Origin of the sequence: Pseudomonas iridis (assembly GCF_017980685.1) — a bacterium.
Classification (GTDB): Bacteria; Pseudomonadota; Gammaproteobacteria; order Pseudomonadales; family Pseudomonadaceae; genus Aquipseudomonas; species Aquipseudomonas iridis.
The window spans coordinates 38,327-61,747 of the sequence record NZ_JACXXO010000010.1 but is presented as its reverse complement, the minus strand read 5'-3'; the positions used below and the strand labels follow the sequence as shown (position 1 = coordinate 61,747).

The 23,421-nt window shown below is 59.9% G+C and carries 13 protein-coding genes and 1 riboswitch; of the genes, 2 read left to right on the top strand and 11 right to left on the bottom strand.

Annotation, left to right across the window (positions count from 1 at the left end):
- Positions 1 to 118 precede the first annotated feature (118 nt).
- The 3 genes from IEQ42_RS17270 to ltaE all read right to left on the bottom strand — a co-directional run bounded on the left by IEQ42_RS17270 (position 119) and on the right by ltaE (position 5,220).
- Positions 119 to 1,360 carry an aspartate kinase gene (locus IEQ42_RS17270; protein WP_042560536.1) on the bottom strand — a complete coding sequence of 414 codons (1,242 nt, stop codon included), beginning with the start codon at positions 1,358 to 1,360 and terminating at the stop codon, positions 119 to 121.
- 90 nt (positions 1,361 to 1,450) lie between these two features.
- Complete coding sequence (gene alaS / locus IEQ42_RS17265; protein ID WP_210704270.1) at positions 1,451 to 4,069, bottom strand: alanine--tRNA ligase; 2,619 nt, start codon at positions 4,067 to 4,069, stop codon at positions 1,451 to 1,453.
- A gap of 146 nt (positions 4,070 to 4,215) precedes the next feature.
- Positions 4,216 to 5,220 carry a low-specificity L-threonine aldolase gene (ltaE, locus tag IEQ42_RS17260; protein ID WP_210704269.1) on the bottom strand — a complete coding sequence of 335 codons (1,005 nt, stop codon included), beginning with the start codon at positions 5,218 to 5,220 and terminating at the stop codon, positions 4,216 to 4,218.
- 276 nt (positions 5,221 to 5,496) lie between these two features.
- A riboswitch (FMN riboswitch) is annotated at positions 5,497 to 5,669 on the top strand.
- A 103-nt stretch (positions 5,670 to 5,772) separates the two neighbouring features.
- Here ltaE and IEQ42_RS17255 point away from each other — a divergent pair.
- Entirely contained in the window at positions 5,773 to 6,282 is a 510-nt protein-coding gene (locus IEQ42_RS17255) for a 6,7-dimethyl-8-ribityllumazine synthase (RefSeq protein WP_115146184.1), read from the top strand.
- 153 nt (positions 6,283 to 6,435) lie between these two features.
- Here IEQ42_RS17255 and astE read toward each other — a convergent pair whose 3' ends face one another.
- The 7 genes from astE to IEQ42_RS17220 all read right to left on the bottom strand — a co-directional run bounded on the left by astE (position 6,436) and on the right by IEQ42_RS17220 (position 14,309).
- On the bottom strand, positions 6,436 to 7,446 hold the full coding sequence (astE, locus tag IEQ42_RS17250) for a succinylglutamate desuccinylase (protein ID WP_210704268.1): 1,011 nt from the start codon (positions 7,444 to 7,446) through the stop codon (positions 6,436 to 6,438).
- A gap of 12 nt (positions 7,447 to 7,458) precedes the next feature.
- Entirely contained in the window at positions 7,459 to 7,749 is a 291-nt protein-coding gene (locus IEQ42_RS17245; protein WP_150604280.1) for a topoisomerase II, read from the bottom strand.
- Positions 7,750 to 7,806: 57 nt separating this feature from the next.
- Positions 7,807 to 9,153, bottom strand: a complete 1,347-nt coding sequence (gene astB, locus IEQ42_RS17240; protein WP_042560542.1) for an N-succinylarginine dihydrolase — start codon at positions 9,151 to 9,153, stop codon at positions 7,807 to 7,809.
- Positions 9,154 to 9,319: 166 nt separating this feature from the next.
- The gene (gene astD / locus IEQ42_RS17235; protein ID WP_210704443.1) at positions 9,320 to 10,789 is read right to left on the bottom strand and encodes a succinylglutamate-semialdehyde dehydrogenase; all 1,470 of its coding nucleotides are present in this window, start codon (positions 10,787 to 10,789) and stop codon (positions 9,320 to 9,322) included.
- Positions 10,786 to 11,811: an arginine N-succinyltransferase gene (astA, locus tag IEQ42_RS17230; RefSeq protein ID WP_150604283.1), complete on the bottom strand. Its 1,026-nt coding sequence runs from the start codon at positions 11,809 to 11,811 to the stop codon at positions 10,786 to 10,788. Before astA ends, astD begins: the two co-directional genes overlap by 4 nt.
- A 52-nt stretch (positions 11,812 to 11,863) precedes the next feature.
- Positions 11,864 to 12,883: an arginine/ornithine succinyltransferase subunit alpha gene (aruF, locus tag IEQ42_RS17225; protein ID WP_042560545.1), complete on the bottom strand. Its 1,020-nt coding sequence runs from the start codon at positions 12,881 to 12,883 to the stop codon at positions 11,864 to 11,866.
- Positions 12,884 to 13,088: 205 nt separating this feature from the next.
- Entirely contained in the window at positions 13,089 to 14,309 is a 1,221-nt protein-coding gene (locus IEQ42_RS17220; RefSeq protein WP_047302712.1) for an aspartate aminotransferase family protein, read from the bottom strand.
- Between the two features lie 304 nt (positions 14,310 to 14,613).
- Between IEQ42_RS17220 and IEQ42_RS17215 the strand changes: the two genes are divergently transcribed.
- A complete protein-coding gene (locus IEQ42_RS17215; protein ID WP_210704267.1) occupies positions 14,614 to 22,401 on the top strand; it encodes a leucine-rich repeat domain-containing protein in 7,788 nt (2,595 codons plus the stop codon).
- Positions 22,402 to 22,417: 16 nt separating this feature from the next.
- On the opposite strand, the gene argR is transcribed toward IEQ42_RS17215, so the two are convergent.
- The gene (gene argR, locus IEQ42_RS17210; RefSeq protein ID WP_042560546.1) at positions 22,418 to 23,398 is read right to left on the bottom strand and encodes a transcriptional regulator ArgR; all 981 of its coding nucleotides are present in this window, start codon (positions 23,396 to 23,398) and stop codon (positions 22,418 to 22,420) included.
- Positions 23,399 to 23,421 lie beyond the last annotated feature (23 nt).

Genomic DNA, 23,421 nt, shown 5'->3' with positions numbered 1-23,421 from the left:
GAGCGATCGTAGCCCTACATGCCTGAGTATTGACCAGCGCGAGCAAAAGAACAGATCAGGGCTCGCGCCATTCAAAAAATAAAGGGCGCGGTCAGACCGCGCCCTTCAAGAAGCGGAATTACTCGCCCTGACGGGCCGGAGCATCCAGTTCGAAAGCCGTGTGCAGGGCGCGCACGGCCAGTTCCAGATACTTCTCTTCAATGACCACGGAAACCTTGATTTCCGACGTCGAGATCATCTGGATGTTGATGCTTTCTTTCGCCAGCGATTCGAACATGCGGCTGGCCACACCTGCGTGGGAACGCATGCCGACGCCGACGATCGAGACCTTGGCAATCTTGATGTCGCCAACCACTTCACGGGCACCGATCTCGCGAGCGGTGTTTTCCAGCACGGTCTGTGCGGCCTGGAAGTCATTGCGGTGCACGGTGAAGGTGAAGTCGGTGGTGTTATCGTGCGCGACGTTTTGCACGATCATGTCGACTTCGATGTTCGCGGCACTGATCGGGCCGAGAATCTTGAACGCCACACCCGGGGTGTCTGGCACGCCACGGATGGTCAGCTTGGCTTCATCGCGATTGAAAGCGATGCCGGAAATGATCGGCTGTTCCATGGTTTCCTCTTCATCAATAGTAATGAGGGTGCCCGGACCCTCTTTGAAGCTGTGCAGTACGCGCAGCGGTACGTTGTACTTGCCGGCGAATTCCACCGCACGGATCTGCAACACCTTGGAACCGAGGCTGGCCATTTCCAGCATCTCTTCGAAGGTGATCTTGTCCAGACGCTGAGCGACCGGCACGACACGCGGGTCGGTGGTATAGACACCATCGACATCGGTGTAGATCTGGCATTCATCGGCTTTCAGCGCTGCAGCCAATGCCACGCCGGTGGTGTCCGAACCGCCACGCCCCAGCGTGGTGATATTGCCGTGCTCGTCGACACCCTGGAATCCGGCGACAACAACAACGCGCCCTGCCTTCAGATCACCGCGAATCTTCTGGTCATCAATCTGCAAGATACGCGCTTTATTGTGTGCGCTGTCGGTCAGGATCCGCACCTGATTACCGGTGTACGACACCGCCGGCACACCGCGCTTGATCAGCGCCATGGCCAACAGGGCAATCGTCACCTGCTCACCGGTGGAGACAATCACGTCCAACTCACGCGGAACCGGTTGACCGTCACCACTGATTTGCTTGGCCAGATCGATCAGACGGTTGGTTTCGCCGCTCATTGCAGACAGCACAACCACCAGGTCATCGCCGGCATCACGGAACTTCTTAACCTTGTCGGCGACCTGCTCGATTCTCTCGACAGTACCGACCGAGGTGCCTCCAAATTTCTGTACGATCAAAGCCATTTCAAAGCCGCCTCAGCCCATGAAGGGCGCCCAATAATTTCTCGAACAGCCACCGGACCCGCCACTAGACTGCGGGCTCGGCGGGCCGTCTTATAAACCCTGCTCGACGAATGGGACGGTCAGCGCCAGTGCGCCATCCAGCGCGCCGGCGTCGACACCGCCGCCCTGCGCCATGTCCGGACGACCACCGCCCTTCCCGCCCACTGCCGCAGCAGCCTGTTTCATCAAATCACCGGCTTTGAGTTGGCCAGTCAGGTCCTTGGTTACGCCTGCAACCAGAACGACCTTTTCCTCATGGACACTGCCGAGCAGGATCACTGCGCGGCCGAGTTTGTTTTTCAGCTGATCGACCAGCGCCAGCAGCGCCTTGGCGTCCTGACCGTCGAGACGCACGGCCAATACCTTCACGCCTTTGACATCCAGTGCCGAAGCCGACAGATCGTCGCCTGCAGCGCTGGCAGCCTTGGCCTGCAACTGCTCGAGTTGCTTCTCCAGCAGACGGTTGCGCTCCAGCACAGCCGACAGCTTGTCGATCAGGTTGTCGCGGCTGCCCTTGACCAGGCTGGCCGCTTCCTTGAGTTGTTCTTCCGCAGCGTTCAAGTAGGCCAGTGCGGCTGCACCGGTGACTGCCTCGATACGACGCACGCCCGATGCCACACCGCCTTCGCTGATGATTTTCAGCAGGCCGATGTCGCCGGTACGGTTGGCGTGGATACCGCCACACAGCTCGACGGAGAAATTGCCGCCCATGCTCAGTACGCGCACGTTGTCGCCGTATTTCTCGCCGAACAGCGCCATCGCACCTTTGTTCTTGGCGGTTTCGATGTCGGTTTCTTCGGTTTCAACCGCGGAGTTCTTGCGAATCTCGGCGTTGACGATGTCTTCCAGTGCTTTTATCTGCTCAGGCTTGATCGCTTCAAAGTGGCTGAAGTCGAAGCGCAAGCGCTGACTGTCGACCAATGAGCCTTTCTGTTGAACGTGTTCGCCCAGCACCTGACGCAATGCGGCGTGCAGCAAGTGCGTCGCCGAGTGGTTGAGCGCGGTGGCGTGACGCACTTCGGCATCAACGTGGGTTTCAACCGGCGCGCCGATGATCAGGCTGCCAGACGCCAACACGCCGTGATGCAGGAACGCGCCGCCAGTCTTGGTGGTGTCGCGCACATCGAAACGTGCGTTGCCGGCCTGAAGGAAACCGCAGTCGCCGATCTGGCCACCGGATTCGGCGTAGAAAGGCGTCTGGTTGAGAACGATCACGCCCTCTTCGCCTTCACTTAGTACGTCGACCGACTGGCCTTCTTTATAGATGGCAACGATTTTGGCCGAACCGCTGGTGGCGGCGTAGCCGGTGAACTCGGTGGCCACGTCAACTTTAACCAACGTGTTGTAGTCCAGACCGAAAGAACTGGCCGAACGTGCGCGGACGCGCTGAGCTTCCATCTCACGCTCGAAACCGGCTTCGTCGACGGTCAGGCTGCGCTCGCGGGCGATGTCCGCGGTCAGGTCCATCGGGAATCCGTAGGTGTCGTAGAGTTTGAACACCACGTCGCCCGGCACTACGGTGCCTTTGAGTTCCAGCAGATCCTGTTCGAGAATCTTCAGGCCGTGCTCCAGAGTCTTGGAGAACTGCTCTTCTTCGGCCTTGAGGACGCGCTCGATGTTGCTCTGCTGCTTCTTCAGTTCCGGGAACGCATCGCCCATCTCGGCAACCAGTGCCGCGACAATCTTGTAGAAGAAGCTGCCGGTGGCGCCCAGCTTGTTGCCGTGACGGCAGGCGCGACGGATGATCCGGCGCAGCACGTAGCCGCGACCTTCGTTGGATGGTGTTACGCCGTCGGCGATCAGGAAACCGCACGAACGAATGTGGTCGGAAACAACTTTCAGCGAAGACTGATCGCCATTTTCGCAGCCGATCGCTTCAGCCGAAGCTTTCAGCAGGTTCTTGAACAGGTCAATGTCGTAGTTGGAATTGACGTGCTGCATCACCGCACTGATCCGCTCCAGGCCCATGCCGGTATCGACCGACGGTGCTGGCAACGGATGCAACACGCCATCGGCGGTGCGGTTGAACTGCATGAACACGTTGTTCCAGATCTCGATGTAACGGTCGCCGTCTTCTTCCGGCGAACCCGGTGGGCCGCCCCAGATGTGGTCGCCGTGATCGTAGAAAATCTCGGTGCAAGGGCCGCATGGGCCGGTATCACCCATGGTCCAGAAGTTGTCGGACGCGTAAGGCGCGCCTTTGTTGTCGCCGATGCGGATCATGCGCTCGACCGGCACACCGATTTCCTGGGTCCAGATGTCATACGCTTCGTCGTCCGAGGCGTAGACAGTGACCCAGAGTTTTTCCTTCGGCAATTGCAGCACGCCGGTCAGGAAAGTCCACGCGAAGGTAATCGCATCTTTCTTGAAATAGTCACCGAAGCTGAAGTTGCCGAGCATTTCGAAGAACGTGTGGTGACGAGCGGTATAACCGACGTTTTCCAGGTCGCTGTTCTTGCCACCGGCACGCACGCATTTCTGGCTGCTGGTTGCACGGGTGTACGCACGTTTTTCCTGGCCCAGGAAGCAGTCCTTGAACTGGTTCATCCCCGCGTTAGTGAACAGCAGGGTTGGGTCGTTGCCCGGAATCAAAGAGCTGGAGGCTACACGGGTGTGGCCTTGCTCTTCGAAGAAGCGAAGGAAGGCTTCACGGATTTCTGCGCTTTTCATTAGGTTCTTCCACGGAGGCTGCGGCCAAAGGCCTGTTCGAAACGTCAACAGACGAAGCGACGGCAAAGGGCCGCATTATATCGGCCCTGCGCGCGGGGTACAGCGTGTTTATACGATAGAAACGGTCAATTGGACGGGTAACGCTGTCACTTGCGTGAAAACTCGACGAATGTCGCGATCACTCGTTCGATTTGCGAGTGATTGACGTCCATGTGCGTGACCATGCGCAGACGTGCCGCGGCGCTCAATTTGATCCCGCGCTCGGCGGCAAATGCCTTGAACGCTTCAGCTTTGTCGCCCATCTGCACATAAACCATATTGGTCTGCACCTGCTCGACGCTGAAACCGGCACCACGCAAGCCTTCGGCGAGAAATTGCGCGTTGGCGTGATCCTCGGCCAGACGCTCGACGTTGTGATCCAGCGCATACAGCCCCGCCGCCGCCAGCAATCCGGCCTGACGCATGCCGCCGCCGACCATTTTGCGCAGGCGCCGAGCCTTGCCGATCAGCTCGACCGAACCACATAAAACCGAGCCAACCGGCGCGCCCAGGCCTTTGGACAGGCACACCGACACCGAATCGAAGTGCTGGGTGATTTCCCGGGCATCAACGCCCAATTTGACCGCCGCGTTATACAGCCGCGCGCCGTCCAGGTGCAGTTGCAGACCGTTGTCCTGGGTGAATTTGCGCGCGCGGGCCAGATACTCCAGCGGCAACACTTTACCTTGCATGGTGTTTTCCAGCGCCAGCAGCCGGGTCCGGGCGAAGTGGAAGTCATCAGGCTTGATCGCCGCCGCGACCTGCGCAAGATCCAGCGAACCGTCAGCCTGAACTTCCAGCGGCTGCGGCTGAATCGAACCGAGCACTGCCGCACCACCGCCCTCGTACTTATAGGTGTGCGCCTGTTGGCCGACGATGTATTCGTCACCGCGCTCGCAATGCGCCATCAACCCCAGCAGGTTGCTCATGGTGCCCGTCGGCACAAACAACGCAGCAGCGAAACCCAGCCGTTTTGCCAGTTCCGCTTCCAGACGATTGACCGTCGGATCTTCGCCATAGACGTCGTCACCGGTGTCTGCCGCGGTCATCGCGTCGAGCATGGCGGGGGTCGGTTGGGTGACGGTGTCGCTGCGAAGATCGATAACGCTCATGAACCTGGCCTCAAGTCAGCAGGGGAAATCCCTTTACGAAGGTGAATTACTGCGGTCATCGCGGCGATTAATCAACCCTTGAGCGCGAAAAGGTCAGGTTACTTCTTGAGAACACATCATCCATGTGGGGAGCGAGCCTGCTCGCGAAAGCGGTCTGTCAGGGACACATCTGCTGACTGACACACTGCTTTCGCGAGCAGGCTCGCTCCCACAGGTTCTGTGCAGGGCCGGAAAATATGTGTTAAAAACGCCGCGTCGCCCAAAAAGGGGCGGCAAAAACGTTCTCAGGGCGGGGTGCAATTCCCCACCGGCGGTAATTGCGCGCAATGCGCATAGCCCGCGAGCGCTTGGCGACGAACACGGTTTTGGCCGGTGATCGACGGCAAGGTCAGCAGACCCGGTGTGATCCCGGGGCCGACGGTCATAGTCCGGATGAAGAGAGAACGGGATTAACGCCAGAGGGTCGTCCGCGTGCATTCGTGCCAGCGTGCGCACCCTTGAATCCCTTTCGATTCATAACGCCCTGTTTTTCACACAAACAGGAGTCAGAACATGCAACCCACCGCTATCGACAGCAAAAGCAAACACCCTCACGGCGAGCGCGTAGCGTTCATCCAGGCCTGCTGGCACAAGGAAATCGTTGACCAGAGCCGTAAAGGCTTTGTCACCGAAATGCTTGCCCAGGGGTATCAGGAATCGGACATCGACTTCTTTGAAGTCGGTGGTGCCTTTGAAATGCCCCTGCACGCCAAGCTGCTGGCCAAAACCGGTCGCTATGCCGGTATCGTTGCGGCAGCCCTGGTGGTGGACGGCGGGATCTATCGTCACGAGTTCGTCGCCCAGTCGGTCGTCAGCGGCCTGATGCAGGTTCAGCTGGAAACCGAAGTGCCGGTGTTCTCGGTGTCACTCACCCCGCACCACTTCCATGCCGGCGAAGAACACCAGAAATTCTTCTTCGAGCACTTTGTGCACAAGGGCCAGGAAGCGGCGAAGACGTGTGCGGATACGCTGCAAAAGGTTCGCGCGCTGCGCCGTAGCGAGCCGCGCGCTCTAGCGGTCTGAGCTTATCCCGCGTTGAGTGAGGTCTAGAGCTTCACTCAATCCACTGTGGGAGCGGGCTTGCCCGCGATAGCGGTGTATCAGTCGCCTCAGATGTCGACTGACCGTACGCCATCGCGGGCAAGCCCGCTCCCACAGGGTTTTATGGCGATCAGGTCAGGCGAGGTTTTCGTCAGTGGCCGGGACGATCAGGATGCCAGCGCGCAAGCCGTTCTTGACCTTGGGATTGGGGAAGATGATCCGCGCGCCAGGCTCTTCGATGATCCAGCGGGTATTGGCCAGATCCTCGGCCAGTACATAACCCACTTCCAGCTCCGAAAAGTTTTCAATGTCCGCCGGCAGGTTCAGGCGGAACGCATCGCTGTGCTTGATGATTTCCCGCGACACGCTAAACAATTGCAAACCGTCCAGTTCTTGCGTGGTCTGCTCCGGTTCGTTGCCTTCGATGATCTGCTTCAAACGCGTTTCCAGTAACGACACGTTGACCCCGTCGTTCTGACCGAACGGCCGCGCCTTGCCCAGTTCCAGCGTGAAAGATTCGGCACCGAGCTTGTCGTAGGTGTACGAGCTGAACACGATCGATGGCTTGTTTTGCAGTAACACTGCTTCCATGCCGGCGGCGCGCAGACGCGCCAGCTCGAGGCGTGAATGCTGGCGACCTTCCTTCCACGGATACAAGGCGAACTGCTCGATCTTCGAGCCACGAATCGCTGTGTGCAGGTCGTAGTGCAAACGCTGGCGATCCGGCTGGCTGAAGAAAACCGCCGCCAACCGTTCCAGCTCACAGGCACGCAGCGCTTCGCTGCCACTGCTTTGCTCGTGACGGCCATTGAACAACCGATTGACGTCCTGTTCGACAAAGCGCTCGCCTTTGCGAATCGCCTCGGGGTTGCCGAACAGGAACAGAATGCGTGCGCGCGGCTTCAGATCGCCGCGAGCGATGTCGTGCAGCAGCCGATCAAGCAACTCGATCGGCGCTGTTTCGTTGCCATGGATGCCTGCCGAGAGCAGCAGATCCAGGCCATTGTCGCGAGCTTCGGGAGGCCGGACTTCCAGCGCGCCCTCGCTCAACCAGCGCATGCGCACGCCTTCGACAGTCAGTTGAGTCTTCTCCGCCGGTTCGCGGCCGGCGAGGGTCAGTTCAAGCAGTTTGCCGAGAGCGAGCATAGAGCGGTTTCCTTAGTGGTCGTGGTTGCAATCCGGGCCGTGCACGTGATCTTCGTCGTCGCCGACTTCGGCCGGTTCCATTTCCAGTTGCAGACTTACCAGATTAGTCGCCAATGGGCGCAACAGCAGGTTGGCGTACTCGGCATCACCTTCTTCGACGTCTACGCCGATCAGCAGCTGGCCGCGGCCGTCCTGCTGGATCCACAGCTCTTTGCCTTGCCACAGGACCGCGACGCGGGTGCAGGAAGTTTCCAGTTGCGTGCCGTCGGTGTCTTCAAGGATCAGCTGCAGGGAATCGCTCATGTTTTTACTCTCTTGGGGAGACAAGCCGCGCGCCGCGTTCAGGCGACGCGCCGGCCATCAATTGATCTGGAATGGATAAACCGCGCCCAGTTTAAGGATTTGCGTCAGTTCATCCAGTGCCGTCCGGCATTCAAGCAGCAATTGCGGGTCCGCCAGATCGGTTTCGCTCAGGCGGTCGCGGTAGTGCTTTTCAACCCATGCGGTCAACGAACCGTACAACGGGGCCGTCATGATAACCCCTGGGTTGACCGCCGCCAGTTCGGTTTCGTTGAGCGCGACGCGCAGTCGCAGGCACGCCGGGCCACCGCCGTTCTGCATGCTCTGCTTGAGGTCGAACACCTTCACTTCGCGGATCAGGCCGCCGGAGCTGGTCAGGCCTTGCAGGTAATTCCACACGCGCTCATTGGCCTGGCACTCTTGCGGCACGATCAACAGCATCGAGCCATCAGGACGCGACAGCAGCTGACTGTTGAACAGGTACGAACGCACCGCGTCATCCACGGTGACCGCCGAACGCGGCACACAGATCGACTGGAAATTGCCGCCGACCCTGGCGAGCTTGCCTTGCAACTCGGCCAGCATCTGCTCGGTGTCGAGGAACGCGTCCTCGTGATAGAACAGCGCTTCGCCGTTGCCCACCGCAATCACGTCGTTATGGAAAACGCCCTGATCGATCACGCCAGGATTCTGCTGCGCGTAAACCACGCCTTCGTCACGCAGTCCGTGCAGACGCGCAACAGCTTGCGAGGCTTCCAGAGTCTGGCGCGCCGGGTACTTCTGCGGCGCCGGGTAGCGGTTGTCGAAGGCACTGCGACCGAACACGAAAAACTCGACACCGGCTTCACCGTATTCACGGCAAAAACGCGTGTGGTTGGCTGCGCCTTCGTCACCGAACTGCGCCACTGCCGGCAGCGCCGCGTGATGGGCGAAGTGCTGCTGATTGGCGAACATCGCGCCGAGTACGCGGCTGGTGGTCGGGTGCTCGATGCTGCGGTGATATTTGCAGTTGAGGTTGGCGGCGGTGAAATGCACACGACCGTCAGCGGTGTCGGCGCTCGGGCTGACGGTGGCGGCGTTGGCCACCCACATGCTCGATGCCGAGCAACTGGCAACCAGCAGCGGCATCGCTTCTTTGGCGGCACGCTCGATCACCTGAGCGTCGGTGCCACTGAAACCCAGACGGCGCAGTGCAGCCACGTCCGGACGTTCCTGCGGTGCAAGTACGCCTTGCTGAAAGCCCATTTCCATCAGCGCTTTCATTTTTGCCAGACCTTGCAGCGCGGCTTCCTTCGGGTTCGAGGATTGCTGGCTGTTGCTCTGGGACGCGACGTTGCCGTAGGACAGACCGCCGTAGTTATGAGTCGGCCCCACTAGACCGTCAAAATTGACTTCATAGGATTTCATCAGCGAGGCTCCACGAGAATCTGTTGTTATAGGCTTCAGTAACTAACTGTTCAGTGCGACCGCGTCGCGGCCATCGCTGGCAAGCCAGCTCCCACAGGATTGGCGGTGTTCACAGATTTTGTGGACGACTCGATCCCTGTGGGAGCTGGCTTGCCAGCGATAGGCATCACACCATCTTCACGCCGGGTGTCAGGGTGGCAGGCAACACCAGGCTCGGCGTTTCCAGCGACGCCACCGGGTACGCGCAATAATCCGCTGCGTAGTAGGCGCTGGCGCGATGGTTGCCAGAGGCACCCACACCGCCGAACGGTGCGCTGCTCGCAGCACCCGTCAGTTGCTTGTTCCAGTTGACGATACCGGCGCGGCTTTCCAGCCAGAATTGCTGGTAGCGATCTTCAGAATCCGACAACAAACCGGCGGCCAAGCCATAAGCGGTGTCGTTTGCTTCGCTGATTGCCGCTGCGAAATCGGTGTAACGAATCACTTGCAGCAACGGGCCGAACAGTTCTTCGTCCGGACGCTCGGCAACCGCGGTCACATCAACAATGCCCGGCGTCAGCAGTGCGGCTTGCGCTTGCGGCTGAGTCATTTGCAGCAGCGATACGGCACCGTTGGCCAGCAAATGTTCTTGAGCATCCATCAGCGCTTTCGCAGCGCCCAAGGAAATCACCGAACCCATGAAAGGCGCGGGTTGCTGATCGAACGCACCGACTTCAATGGTTGCGCTCACTTCAACCAGACGCTTGAGCAGGCTGTCGCCCCACGCGCCTTGCGGCACCAGCAGACGACGGGCGCAGGTGCAGCGCTGGCCGGCAGAAATGAACGCCGACTGAATGATCGTGTAAACCGCCGCATCCAGATCCGCGACCTGATCGACCACCAGCGGATTGTTGCCACCCATTTCCAGAGCCAGAATCTTGTCCGGACGACCGGCAAATTGCTGATGCAGATGATTGCCGGTGCGGCTCGAACCGGTGAAGAACAGACCGTCGATACCGGCATTCGCGGCCAGCGCGATCCCGGTTTCGCGTGCGCCTTGCAGCAGGTTCAACACGCCTGAGGGCAGGCCGGCCTCGATCCAGCACTTGACCGTCAGCTCGGCGACTTTCGGCGTCAATTCGCTTGGTTTGAACAGCACGCTATTACCGGCCAGCAGCGCCGGCACGATGTGACCGTTCGGCAAGTGACCCGGGAAGTTGTAGGGGCCGAACACCGCTACCACGCCGTGCGGCTTGTGACGCAATACAGCGGTGGCGTCGCCCAATGGGCCGCTCTTCTCGCCTGTGCGTTCGCGGTAGCTCTGCACCGAGATCGCGATCTTGTTGACCATGCTGGTGACTTCGGTCGTGGCTTCCCACAACGGTTTGCCGGTCTCTTCACCGATGGTGCGAGCCAGTTCGTCAGCGTGGTTTTTCAGCGCGGCGGCAAAGGCTTCAAGAACGCTGATGCGCTCCTCCAGCGTGCGACGTGCCCAACCCGGAAACGCCTGACGCGCAGCCTGCACCGCCGACTCAACCTGAGCGGCGGTAGCGCCCTCCCCCGACCACAGCACTTGCTGGGTCACCGGGTTCAGCGATTGAAAAGCTTCGCCCTGGCCGGCCAGCCACTCACCTGCGATGTATAGCGAATTCATTATTTCGACTCCCGAGCAGCGGACAACGCCACGGCGCGAACCTGGTCGCCTGCGTTAAGTTGAAGACGTTTGGCAGTCTGCGAATCGACCACCAGCGTGCCGGCAGCCAAACGGGCCGGCGCGGCGGTGATGCGGCAATCTTCGCGTTTGCGGTTATGGATGATGAACGGCGTAGCGTCATCGCCCGGGGTACCAATGGCCAGCACCAACGCTTCGCTGTCACGCACCGCGCGGATCTTGCTGGTCTCGCATTCAATCCCCGGGCCGGCATCGAAGATGTCGACGTAACCCTGATAGCTGAAGCCTTCGCTCTTGAGCATCGCCAGCGCCGGTTCGGTGTCCGGGTGAACCTGGCCGATCACACTGCGCGCGTCTTCCGACAGGAAGCAGGTGTACAGAGGGAATTTCGGCATCAGTTCAGCAATGAATGCCTTGTTGCCGACACCGGTAAGGTAATCGGCCTGGCTGAATTCCATCTTGAAGAAGTGACGCCCCAGGCTTTCCCAGAACGGCGAACGGCCAGCTTCATCGGACACGCCGCGCATCTCGGCAATGATCTTGTTACCGAACAGCTCCGGAAACTCGGCGATGAACAGCATCCGCGCCTTGGACAACATGCGACCGTTGAGGCCGTTGCGGTAATCGGCGTGCAGGAACAGCGAGCACAGCTCGGAATTGCCGGTCAGGTCGTTGGCCAGGAACAGCGTCGGAATCTCGCGGTAGATGTTCAGCTCTTGCGAAGCGCTGACGGTCAGGCCGACACGGAAGTTGTACCAGGGCTCACGCAGACCGACCGCGCCGGCAATGGCGGAAATCCCCACCACGCGACCGTCGTCGTCTTCGAGCACGAACAGGTAGTCCGCATCGCCACGGCCGGCTTCGCCGCGAAAGGTCTTCTCGGCCCAGCCAACCCGGTGGGTCAGGCGTTCTTCGTTGGCCGGCAACGTGGTCAGCCCGGTGCCGGTGCTGCGGGCCAGGTCGATCAGCGCGGATAAATCGCTGCTGCGTACGGGACGAACAATCATGCTATCTCCTCAAACGGGCCGCCTGCGGCCACCCGTAAAACTCGCTAAGGCGTTAAACCGCCACCAGGCGCACGCTGGCACCTTCACCGACGCCCAGGGCTTCGGCCGCTTCCAGATCCAGAGTCACCGGTTTGCCCGGCGCGTAATCCAGCTCGAGCAACACGGCGCGGTAATCCTGCAATTGCGCGTTGGCCACCAGATACTGACGCCCGGCACCTTTGACCGGCTCGCCGATCTTTACCGGCACGACGCGGCTCTGGGCGATCGAACGGATCCCCGAAACGCGCGCATGCAGGGTCGGGCCACCGTCGAAGATGTCGATGTAGTGATCGGTCTCGAAGCCTTCGCGCATCAGGATGTCGAAGGTGATCTGCGCACGCGGGTGCACCTGGCCCATCGCCTCTTGGGCGGAATCCGGCAGCAGCGGCACGTAGATCGGGTAATGCGGCATCAGTTCGGCGAGGAACGTACGGCTTTTCAGGCCACACAGGCGTTCAGCCGCAGCGTAGTTGAGGTCGAAGAAGTTGCGACCGATGGCATCCCAGAACGGCGAGTCGCCATTCTCGTCGCTGTAACCGACGATCTCGGTCACCACCGAATCGGCGAAACGCTCCGGGTGGCTGGCGACGAACAGCAAGCGACCACGGGAGTTGAGCTCCGACCACGGCGACCCCACCAACTCGCGCTGCACGTAAAAACTGGTCAGCAAGCTGTTGCCGGTCAGGTCGTGGCACTGCGAGAGCACGTGGATCTTGTTGTGAATCTTCAGCTCGCGGGAAGCGTGGACGAAGGTTTCGTTGCGAAAGCTGTAGAACGGTTCCGAATAACCGGCCGAAGCAACGATGGCCGAGCAGCCGACCAGTTTGCCGGTGGCGGTGTCTTCGAGAACGAAGAAGTAACTCTCTTCACCGTTGAAGCTCACTTCGGCAGAGAACGAGGCTTCGCTCGCCGCGATCTTGTCGCTCAGACGTTCCACGTCATCCGGCAAGGAAGTGACACCAATCGGGCTGTCCGCAGCCAGACGCTGTACCTCGCCCAGATCAGCCATTTGCGCGGGGCGCATCACCAGCATGGTGTCACTCCTTTCTATTTATAAAAATTTACTGAAAAAACACCGGATATTGTGGGAGCGAGCCTGCTCGCGAAAGCGGTCTATCTGTCAGCAAAAATGTTGACTGACACGCCCTCTTCGCGAGCAGGCTCGCTCCCACAATGGAATTAGCCCGGTATCAAAAAATTTGATCGACGCCCGAGATGCTCAGGCGCCGAAGGGTTTATCAGGCTTGCGTCAACTTCGCTGCGGCACGTTCAAAGCGGTCGAGACCGGCATCGATATCGGCATCTTCCACCACCAGGCTCGGGGCGAAACGGATCACGTCCGGGCCGGCTTGCAGAATCATCAGGCCTTCTTGTTCAGCGGCGTTGAAGATGTCCTTGGCCTTGCCTTTCCAGGCATCGCTCAGCACGCAACCGATCAGCAGACCGAGGCCACGCACCTGAGTGAACAGGCCGTACTTCTCGCCGATCTGCTGCAGACGGGTCTTGAACTTGTCGTGCTTGGCATTGACGCCGTTCAGCACCTCAGGGGTGTTGATCACGTCGATCACCGCTTCCGCGACAGCACATGCCAGCGGGTTGCCGCCGTAAGTGGTGCCGTGGGTGCCGACGACCAGATGTTTGGCCAACGCTTCGGTGGTCAACATCGCTGCGATCGGGAAACCACCGCCCAGGCTCTTGGCGCTGGTCAGGATGTCCGGGGTCACGCCGTAATGCTGGTAGGCGAACAGCTTGCCGCTGCGGCCCATGCCGGTTTGCACTTCGTCGAACACCAGCAGCGCGTCATTCGCATCGCACAACTCGCGTGCACCTTGCAGATAAGCCAACTCGGCCGGCAGCACGCCGCCCTCGCCCTGAATCGGTTCCAGCACGACCGCACAGGTCTTGTCGGAAACGGCAGCCTTGAGGGCAGCCAGATCGTTGTAAGGAACGTGGGTGATACCGGTGATTTTCGGGCCGAAACCGTCGGAGTACTTCGACTGGCCACCGACGTTGACGGTGAACAGGGTACGGCCGTGGAAGCTGTTCAGCGCGGCAATGATTTCGTATTTCTCGCTGCCAAAACGGTCGAATGCAACACGACGGGCCAGCTTGAACGCGGCCTCGTTGGCTTCAGCGCCGGAGTTGCAGAAGAACACGCGCTCGGCGAACGTGGCGTCGATCAGCTTGTGCGCCAGGCGCAGGGCTGGCTCGTTAGTGAACACGTTGGAAACGTGCCACAGCTTGTTCGCTTGCTCGGTCAAGGCACCGACCAGCGCCGGATGCGCATGGCCCAATACGTTGACGGCGATACCGCCGGCGAAGTCGATCAGCTCGCGGCCGGCCTGATCCCAGACGCGGGAACCGGCGCCACGCACCGGAATGAAAGCGGCAGGCGCGTAGTTGGGAACCATAACCTGGTCGAAATCGGCGCGTTGTACCGCAGCGTGCTCAACGGACATCGGAGTCTCCTGATGAGGGCCACCCGCCGGAAACTGGCGAGCGATGGGGGGATTGTAAGGACAGTTATCGGCCCGGCCTTGCCGCCAGGCGACAACTTCTTATAGCGCCAACCCCGGATTTTTCCGGGTTTACGGCAATGCGACAAATAACGTCGCAAAGGCGCAGTTTAAACTGCCGCCGCCGATTTGCGGCAGGCCCGGGAGGATATCAATTCAACCCGGTGCCAGCGGTATATATATGTACCGCACCGCCATCGCATGACTCTGATTTGCTGGGGCCTTTCCAGACCAAGGAACGGTCCCGATGCACCCAACCCCTGATCGGCAATCTGCCAAGCTCCCCAAGCCACCCTATGACGACATACATGACGCCCACTTCCACCCGCTCATAGCCGGCATCCCTGACTGGCTCGGCACCGCTTCGGCCGCCAAGCGCCAGGCCTTTGGGCGCCAGGCTCCCTTCCTGCCACCAAAACTGAAGACGCAGCCGGACGTCAGGCATCAAGCCCTCATGGCGCTGAACGCCACGCATTGGCGCGCGCAAAACGATGTTGAGAAACGCCTTGAACACCTGCAGGACGCCAGCGCCTTCGCCGAACCGCTGCTCAAGGCAGAGCTGAAGGAGAATTTCGATCTGGATGTGGATGTCAGGACCACGTTCGTGCGCCTTTATATTCCCGCGAAGACGCCGTGGTTCCCAATCAAAACCGGGGCTCGCGCCTGGACGGTCTCGTTGCTGGATGCCGCGCTGCACAACTTCGAACTCGCCGAGACCGAAGACGACGCCTACGAACCCGAGTCGACCTTCATCACCCAACCCGACGCCAGAGGGCAGTTTGAAACCCTGCCTTCGCTCAAGGCCAGGCTGAGCATCGTGGCGTTCACCAAACTGTGCCGCGAGCTGGATATCGGCGCCCGATACCAGACCTACCTGCGGGAAGCCCTTGGCTCCAGCCATCCCGTCGCGGCGGCGGTACTGCGACATAAAATCGACGCAAGCCAGAAGGCCGCGATGCAGGCCGCGCTGCAATGGGCACGGATGAGCGGTGACATCAGCGAGGACTATTTCCTGCGGATAGAAGCGCTGCTCGATGCAGCGCCAGTCGCGCCAGGTGATCGGCCAGCATTGAAATGCCAGGACCTGTCGATGCTGGAAACGCCCCTGACCGGCATCGTCGTCTTTGCGCCCGAGTTGCTCGAGCCGCGAACGTCGGCGCGTGTTGTGGCCTACATACCGGATGACCCGGAGCATCCGGTCAAGGAATATGCCTCGCCCGCCGAGATGTACACCGAACTGACGCGACAACTGCGCTCCAGTGATTACCAGAAATTCTTCAGCCGGTTCGTCAATCTCGAACAGCGCGGCGTGTTCTTCGCCACGCTGAACGCACGCCTGAGCGAGATAAAATGGCACGAACCGGTCGCCGGCAGCAGCGAGCCGCCCTGGCGCGAGACCCCACTTGAGCAGCCCAAACTGCAACTGACCGTCACGCCGATCAGCGCTCCACTGTGGCAGCACCTCTACCAGAGCAAGCTGAACAAGATCCTCAACGATGCGGCGATCATCGCAGTGCCCACGGCAACGGTTGATCAGAAAGTGCGCTGGGCGTTCTGGGACTCGGTCGTCAACATTGTCTCGACGATCCTGCAGACGGTCGCGTTCATCATCGCGCCGTTCGTGCCCGGCCTCGGCGAACTGATGATGGCTTACATGGCTTATCAACTGCTCGACGAAGTGTTCGAGGGGATCATTGCCTGGGCGCAAGGCCGAACCACCGAAGCGTTCACCTACCTGATGGGAACCCTCGAATCGCTGGTGCAGTTAGGCACTTTCGCCATCGGCGGGGCGATTGGCGCCGGTGAGTTCCGCAAAGTCCTGCCCGCGGAAATCGTCGAGTTCATCGACCGTTTCAAACCTGTGCAAATGCCCGGCGGCCAGACCAAATACTGGGAGCCGAACCTGACCCGGTACGAGCACACAGCGTCTCCCGCCGCAAATTCCGCACCGAATGAACTGGGCCTGCACGCACACGAGGGCCGTCAACTGCTGCCCCTTGATAACGCGCATTTTGCCGTGAGCGAAACACCCGATGCCGGTGAATACCGGATTGCCCACCCGACCCAGGCCGACGCCTATCAACCCTGGGTTCGCCATAACGGCGAAGGCGCCTGGCACAGCGAAATCGAACAACCGCTGACGTGGGACAGACCGACGGCGCTGCGCCGCATCGGCCATTCGGTCGAGTCGTTTTCAGCCGCCCAACGAGAAACGATTCTGCAGGTCAGCGGCCTCGACGAAGAAGTGCTGCGCACCATGCACGTCGATCAGGAAACGGTTCCACCGCTGCTGGCGGACAGCATCCAGCGCTTCAGGATCGATCAGGACCTGCAACGCTTTGCCGATGATTTACACAGCGAATCGCCCGAGGCGTATTTACGCGCTGATCCTGTTCTGCAGTTACAACTGTTGACCGAACAGGGTCGTTGGCCGAAGGGCCAGCGCTTGCGCCTGCTCGACCCTGCGGGCGAACTCGTCTGGCAGTCGTCCAGCGATGAGAGCCTGCCGCTGACAACCCTTGCCCAAGGCAGCCTCAAGGACGGCGACCTGCTCAAGACCCTGCTCTCCTTGCTCGACGAACAGCAAGCCAAGGCCCTGCTCGGCGAGTCGTTCGCCGGCCCGACACTGGCGCTGGATGTGCGAAGCCAGAAGTTGAGACAGCAGCTGGCAGAGATCGCCACACAGCAGCGAACTTCAATCTTCGAATCCCGCTACGACGCGCTTCAGCGCAATGACGATCCGCTGGCCAACCTGCTCGCACAACACGATTCAGGATTGCCCGCCAGCGTCACGCGCGAACTGCTCGGCACCGCGACCGGAGAAGAGTTGGTGCAAATCAGCGAAGGTCAGTTGCCCCCACGCCAACAGGCGCTCATGCAACTGGCCAATCAGGAGCTGCGTGTCACCCGCGCCTACGAGGGGCTGGTGCTGGACTCGGTCAACAGCCCGGATACCGACACCCTGGCACTGCACAGCCTTAAACGTCTGCCCGGCTGGAGCGGTGAGGTGCGACTGGAGATTCGTGACGGGCATTACGAAGGACGATTAGTCGACAGCACCGGAAGCGTGGAGGCGCCCGCTCAAAAAGTCCTGGTGCGGCAAAGCGACGGCACTTATCAACCCTATGACGAGCGAGGTCAGGAACTGCATTCAGCGACCGATCTGTACTCCGGCATTCTCTACGCCCTGCCCGACAGCGAACGCCAAAACCTGAGTGTCCAGATCGGTCAGGGCGACAGCCTCAAGGCAGCGATCCGCAAGCGGCCGATGGAGCGAAGCGAGTTGCGCCTCGCGATTTCTCCTGTGCCGATCCCGGAACCGACCGTGGACACGCTGCGGCTTGTGGGGCGCGGTGGCCGTAGTGGCAGCGCCGGAATTGATGCGGCTTATTCCTTTGTCGCGCCGGCTGCCGCAGCAACGGATGTAGAACGGGTACGGGCGATTTTTCCGACCTATACACCTGAAGATGCACGGGCATTCGCAGCGCGGTTTCAGCATGATCGAGCCGGGCTGAGCAATGAACTGTCGCGCTTGCGGACGGAATTCAGCCGACTCAAGGATGACCTGCGGCGCTGGAAGAACGAGGCGCCTGTGAATGACCCGGACACCGGGGTAGCACTGACCAACATCCAGCGCCGGGCCGCCGCGCAGAACCGTGCGCTGTTCATGAAAGCCGTAGAGGGTTGCTGGCGTAGAGAACCAGGAGGGGCCGACACCTACATGCTGCAGATTCTGGAGCCGGTGTCGGGAGAACTGCCGACGCTGCATGCCGATTTCAGCCATGTCACCATGCTGTCCTTCAAGGGCAGCGCCGGTACACGCGGTGTTGAGCGTTTTCTGCAGCATTTCCCGTCCCTGCGCTACCTCGACATGCATGACCTGAACGTGCCCGATTTACCGCAGAGCTTTGCCCACATGCCGAACCTGCAGCATCTGGCGCTGCGCAACTGCGGCATAAGGCTTTCGACTGCGGACTCCGCTGGCTTCCCGCCCATGGAACAGCTTTCGATCCTTGATTTGCAAGACAACCCGCTGGGCGTGCCGCCCGACATCAGCACTCTGCCTGCCTTGCACTACCTCAACCTCGACAATACCGGCATCGCCACCACGCCCCCGGGATTGCTCGACCATCCGAACCTGTTTACCGGCAAGTTCGATGGCAACCAGATCACTGAAATACCCGAAGAGTTGCTGACCTCATCGCACTATTTGACCGGGCAACTGAGCTTTACCAACAACCCGCTATCCGCCGCCAGTCGGGAGTCGGTCAAAACCCTCTTCAACCGAATGCAGAAAAATTTCGGCGTCACGATCGAACAGGCGGATATTCATCGCACCACCGAACTGTTTCCAGCGCTGAGCGCTGAGCAAGCGAATGACCTGCTCTACAAGTTGCCCGGCACCCTGGCCGAAGGCCGAAGCCAACTCGCCAACTGGGAGGCAGAGGTCACGCAATTACGCACTGAGCTTGCTCAATGGAAAACCCGGATTCCAGAGCACTCGGCTTCCCATGGCCAACCCTTGAATCTCAACGAGCAGGTCAGTGAGCATCTGGCGAGGGAGGACTTCGCCGACAAAATGGAACACTTCTGGCGCAACAGGTCGCCTCGCCAGCCCGGAGCCAGAGACAGCCATTTAGCGGCGACCCTTGAGTTCATGGGTGACATGCCTGTGCTCAGCGCAGACTTCAGCCATGTGAACCGATTGACGTTTAACGGCAACAAGAGCATTACGGCAATGTCACCGTTCCTGCAACGGTTCAAGAGTCTGACCATTCTGGAGCTGCGTTCTTTCGATCTGGAGCCGGATTTTCTGCCAACCCTCGACCTGCCCCGGCTCACCGCACTGGAGCTCAAGAGCTGCGGCTTCGTACTCACGCCTGAAAACCAGGCAGCCTTGCTGAAGATGAACCAGATCGAGATCCTGGAGCTGAGCGACAACCCATTAGGCGCCCTGTTTGATTTGAATCTTTTGCCCATGCTCACGAGCATCGATCTGTCCCTGACCGGCATCAACGAACTCCCGCCCAGGCTGCTTGATCTTCCCGAACTGCACATCGCGGTTCTGCGCGACAACTTCATCACGGAGTTGCCGGAAGCGATTTTCAAGCTACCGCTGGACCGTACACGAGGATTCGACTTTGCTGATAATCCGCTTTCAACCGAATCGCGTAACCGGATAAAAACCTACTTCCGCGAGACCAGCCATGACTTCGAAGTGTCAGCAGACACCGCCGATGTCGAACTGGCCAGAGAGCTGTTTCCGTCACTCGACGTGCAGGATGCGAGCAACATGATCTACGCCCTGCCCGGCACCCTGGCGGAGGGCAGGATTCAACTGCAACATTGGCAAGCGGAGCGGGAAACCCTGAGGGCGGATCTCTCTGCGTGGACCACCCAAGGCTCGACGCATCACCCAGTGACCGGCGAAGCTCGCACGCCCGTGGATTTTCTCAATGACTTCAGGGCGCGAGAGGACTTTCGCGAGCAGATTTTACGATTCTGGGAAAGCCGCTCGGACGGCACCGGCACGCGTAACGACTTCTTCGAAGCGAACCTGGGCTTTTCGGGAGATATGCCAAGGTTGACGGTCGACTTCAGTCACGTTTTGACGGTGGATTTCACCGGCAATCCGGGCATCACTGAAGTTGGCGGCTTTCTAGAGCACTTCCCCTACGCGCAAGTGGTGGAAATGCGCGATTTCGCGCTGGGTCAAATGCCGGACAATCTCACTCGCCTGACAGAACTCAAGGAGCTGTCGCTGATAAATTGCGGCATTACGTTGACCGCCGACGGGCAGAGCGCTCTGGAATCATTGAGTGAACTTGAGCTGCTTGATCTGCGCAACAACCCGCTGGGGGGCGCGCCTGACGTGGAGACAATGCCGCAGCTCAATGATCTTCGCCTTTCCAATACCGGTATTTCCGGCTTGCCGGACGGGCTCACCGACCATCCCAACCTGCGCGATGTCCGGCTTGATGGCAACCGTATCGTCGAACTGCCCGACACCTTTTTTGAGGTCCTTCCCGAGCTTGCCGATGGCATCAACCTGGCGGGCAACCCGCTGTCTGCGAGCAGTCGCAATCGAATCAAGGGGCATTACCACGCCCTCAACAATTTCGGCGTGTTCCCCGAGAGGGCGGATATCGCCAAAGCCAAGGCACTGTTTCCAGCACTGAAGACCAAAGACGCCGTCCACATGATCTATTCCCTGCCCGGCTCGCTGGCGGCTGGCAGCGCTCAACTGCTGCGTTGGGAAGCCGAGATAGCGACGATGATCAGTGACCTCGCGCAGTGGGCCGAACGCATTCCCCCGCGCGACCCGAGCACGGGTCGTTTCCTCGATGCATTCGAGAGAGCCACACAGCATTTTGCCAGGACGGATTTCAGCCGAGAGTTGCAGACTTTCTGGCGCAGCCGACATATCGATAAACCTGAAATTCGCTCCAACATCTTCGTTGCCGAACTCAGGTTTTCCGGCGACATGCCGACGCTGACTGCTGATTTCAGTCATGTCGCCCAGCTCTCGTTGCTGGGCAACGATGCGCTGAAAGTGTCTGATGGCTTTCTGAGTGGCTTCCGCAGGCTACAGGCATTGGAGCTGCGCACCTTCGCTTTGGGGCGGATTCCCCCGGCGCTCAATCGGATGCCTACGCTCAAATCGCTGGTGCTCAGTAGTTGCGGCATCGTCTTCGATGCAGAGGGGCAAGCTGCGCTCTCTTCACTGTCGCAACTCCGGGCACTGGATCTTCACAACAACCCATTGGTCGAAGTGCCAGACGTCTCGGCGCTGCCGGAAATGATGTTCCTGGATCTCTCCAAAACCTCGATCGACCGTATACCGCCCGGACTCTCCAGCCTGCCCAATCTGGAGGACGTAATGCTCAATGAGAACAACATCAGCGAACTGCCCGATGAACTGCTCAACCTGCCCGCCGACGTCGCCCAGAGTATCGACTTGCATGACAACCCGATCTCGGCAGTTGCGCGGGAACGGATCAAAGTCTGCTACCAGACCAGTGGCTACACATTCAGCGTGCCGGTCGAAGCCATGGACAGGGAATTGGCCCTTACGCTTTACCCAGATTTGACTGACAGCCAAATCAACGAGCTTGTCTACAGTTTGCCCGGCACGCTGGCTGATGGTCATGTCGAACTGGTGCGCCGCACCACTGAACTCGCCACGCTGACACACGAGCTCGATCTATGGGCCAACGAGACACCGCTGCATCCGGCCAGCCGCAGTCCACTGACGGGCGACGCCCTGCGACAGGAACAAGCCAACAGGCAGTCGCTCAAGCAAAGTCTGGAAAAATGCTGGCGCCGGATCGTTACACAGGGGCAAAACGAATTCGAATTCAACCCCGACGTCCCCGTGAGCGGGGATCTGCCCACACTTACAGCAGACTTCGCACATGTGCGCACTGTCTTCCTGGTGAACGGGTCTGGCGCGCCGTCGCGTCTCGGTGAGTTTCTGAAGCTGTTTCCTAACGCAGAGAAGCTGGCGATTCAGGGTTATCAGCTCAACGACGTTGCAGCGGTCGTGTCGTCCATGGAAAAACTCACCGCATTGAGCCTGTCGGGCTGCCACATCACGCTCACCCCAGCCAGCGTTGAAATGCTGGCCACCAGGAGCAATCTCAACACACTGATCCTGAGAGACAACCCGCTAGGCCTCAGCCCCGATCTTAGCCGCCTGGAGCAGCTGTCCTGGCTGGATCTGAGCAACACCGGCATCAGCGAACCACCGCTCGCGCTCCCCGTGGAGCGCCTGGAGTACGTCAATTTCTCCAATAACGCCATTGTCGAGTTGCCCGAAAACTTCTGGAACGCCAGGACTACCGAGTTCGATTTCAGCGGTAATCCGCTATCTGCGCACAGTGCGCAACACCTGGAAAGTTATCGACTCAGAAGAATTGCCGCATTGGCAGAGCGACAAACACAGCGAGTTCCGACGCCGTCCGAGTCGACATCCGCTTCCACAGAAACGGAAGGTTCAGACATGTCGATCGACTCATCCGCTATTTCAGAATGACCGGGGACGGGGCCGGTTAACCGCGCTCTGACGGCACCGACGACAATTCAAACGGACTGCTGCTGCGCCGCTGGTTACGATCTTCCCGCGGCGTGGCACCGAAGAAATTGCGATAGGCGCTGGAGAAGTGCGGCCCCGAGGAGAAGCCACACGACAAGCCGATCTGGATGATCGACTTGCTGGTCTGCATCAACATTTGCCGGGCCTTGTTCAGGCGCAGTTCCAGGTAGTACTGGCTCGGCACGCGGTTGAGGTATTGCTTGAAGATCCGCTCAAGCTGTCGACGGGACACGCACACATGCTGGGCGATTTCGTCGGTGGTCAGCGGTTCTTCGATGTTGGCTTCCATCAGCAACACGGCTTGCGTGAGCTTTGGATGACTGGAGCCAAGGCGATTTTGCAACGGAATGCGCTGACGCTCGCCACCCTCGCGGATGCGCTCGACCACCAGCTCTTCCGAAACGGCACCGGCCAACTCTGCACCGTGATCACGGGCCAGCAATGCCAGCAGCAGATCAAGCACGGACATGCCACCGCATGCGGTCAGGCGATCACGATCCCAATCGAACAGATGACTGGTAGCGATGACCTTCGGAAAGCGCTCGGCGAAATCGTCCTGCCAACGCCAGTGCACCGCCGCGCGGTAACCGTCGAGCAAACCCATTTGCGCCAACGGGTACACACCGGCGGACAAACCACCGATCACACAACCGGCACGCACCAGTTGCTTGAGCGCACTGCTGAGTGCCGGGGCCAGGGTAGTCGGCGGTTCATCGGCGACCAGAAACAGTTTCTGGAAGTTTTCCAGCTTGCCGGCCCACGGCTCGCCGGGTAATTGCCAGGCGCCGTCGCTCGGCGGCTCGGCCTGCAAGAACGACAGTTCGTAAACCACGTCCGGATGCACACGCTGAGCAACACGCAAGGCCTCCTCCGCCAGCGCCAGCGTCAACGCTTTAGTGCTGGGCCAAATCAGGAAACCAATTCGATGGGCAGTCATGGGTGGGCGATCCGAAACGAACA

Bases quoted from the DNA above. Each gene is read 5' to 3' on its own strand.
- IEQ42_RS17270 (WP_042560536.1), bottom strand. From the start codon at position 1,360: ATGGCTTTGATCGTACAGAAATTTGGAGGCACCTCGGTCGGTACTGTC.
- alaS (WP_210704270.1), bottom strand. From the start codon at position 4,069: ATGAAAAGCGCAGAAATCCGTGAAGCCTTCCTTCGCTTCTTCGAAGAG.
- ltaE (WP_210704269.1), bottom strand. From the start codon at position 5,220: ATGAGCGTTATCGATCTTCGCAGCGACACCGTCACCCAACCGACCCCC.
- IEQ42_RS17255 (WP_115146184.1), top strand. From the start codon at position 5,773: ATGCAACCCACCGCTATCGACAGCAAAAGCAAACACCCTCACGGCGAG.
- astE (WP_210704268.1), bottom strand. From the start codon at position 7,446: ATGCTCGCTCTCGGCAAACTGCTTGAACTGACCCTCGCCGGCCGCGAA.
- IEQ42_RS17245 (WP_150604280.1), bottom strand. From the start codon at position 7,749: ATGAGCGATTCCCTGCAGCTGATCCTTGAAGACACCGACGGCACGCAA.
- astB (WP_042560542.1), bottom strand. From the start codon at position 9,153: ATGAAATCCTATGAAGTCAATTTTGACGGTCTAGTGGGGCCGACTCAT.
- astA (WP_150604283.1), bottom strand. From the start codon at position 11,811: ATGATTGTTCGTCCCGTACGCAGCAGCGATTTATCCGCGCTGATCGAC.
- aruF (WP_042560545.1), bottom strand. From the start codon at position 12,883: ATGCTGGTGATGCGCCCCGCGCAAATGGCTGATCTGGGCGAGGTACAG.
- IEQ42_RS17220 (WP_047302712.1), bottom strand. From the start codon at position 14,309: ATGTCCGTTGAGCACGCTGCGGTACAACGCGCCGATTTCGACCAGGTT.
- IEQ42_RS17215 (WP_210704267.1), top strand. From the start codon at position 14,614: ATGCACCCAACCCCTGATCGGCAATCTGCCAAGCTCCCCAAGCCACCC.
- argR (WP_042560546.1), bottom strand. From the start codon at position 23,398: ATGACTGCCCATCGAATTGGTTTCCTGATTTGGCCCAGCACTAAAGCG.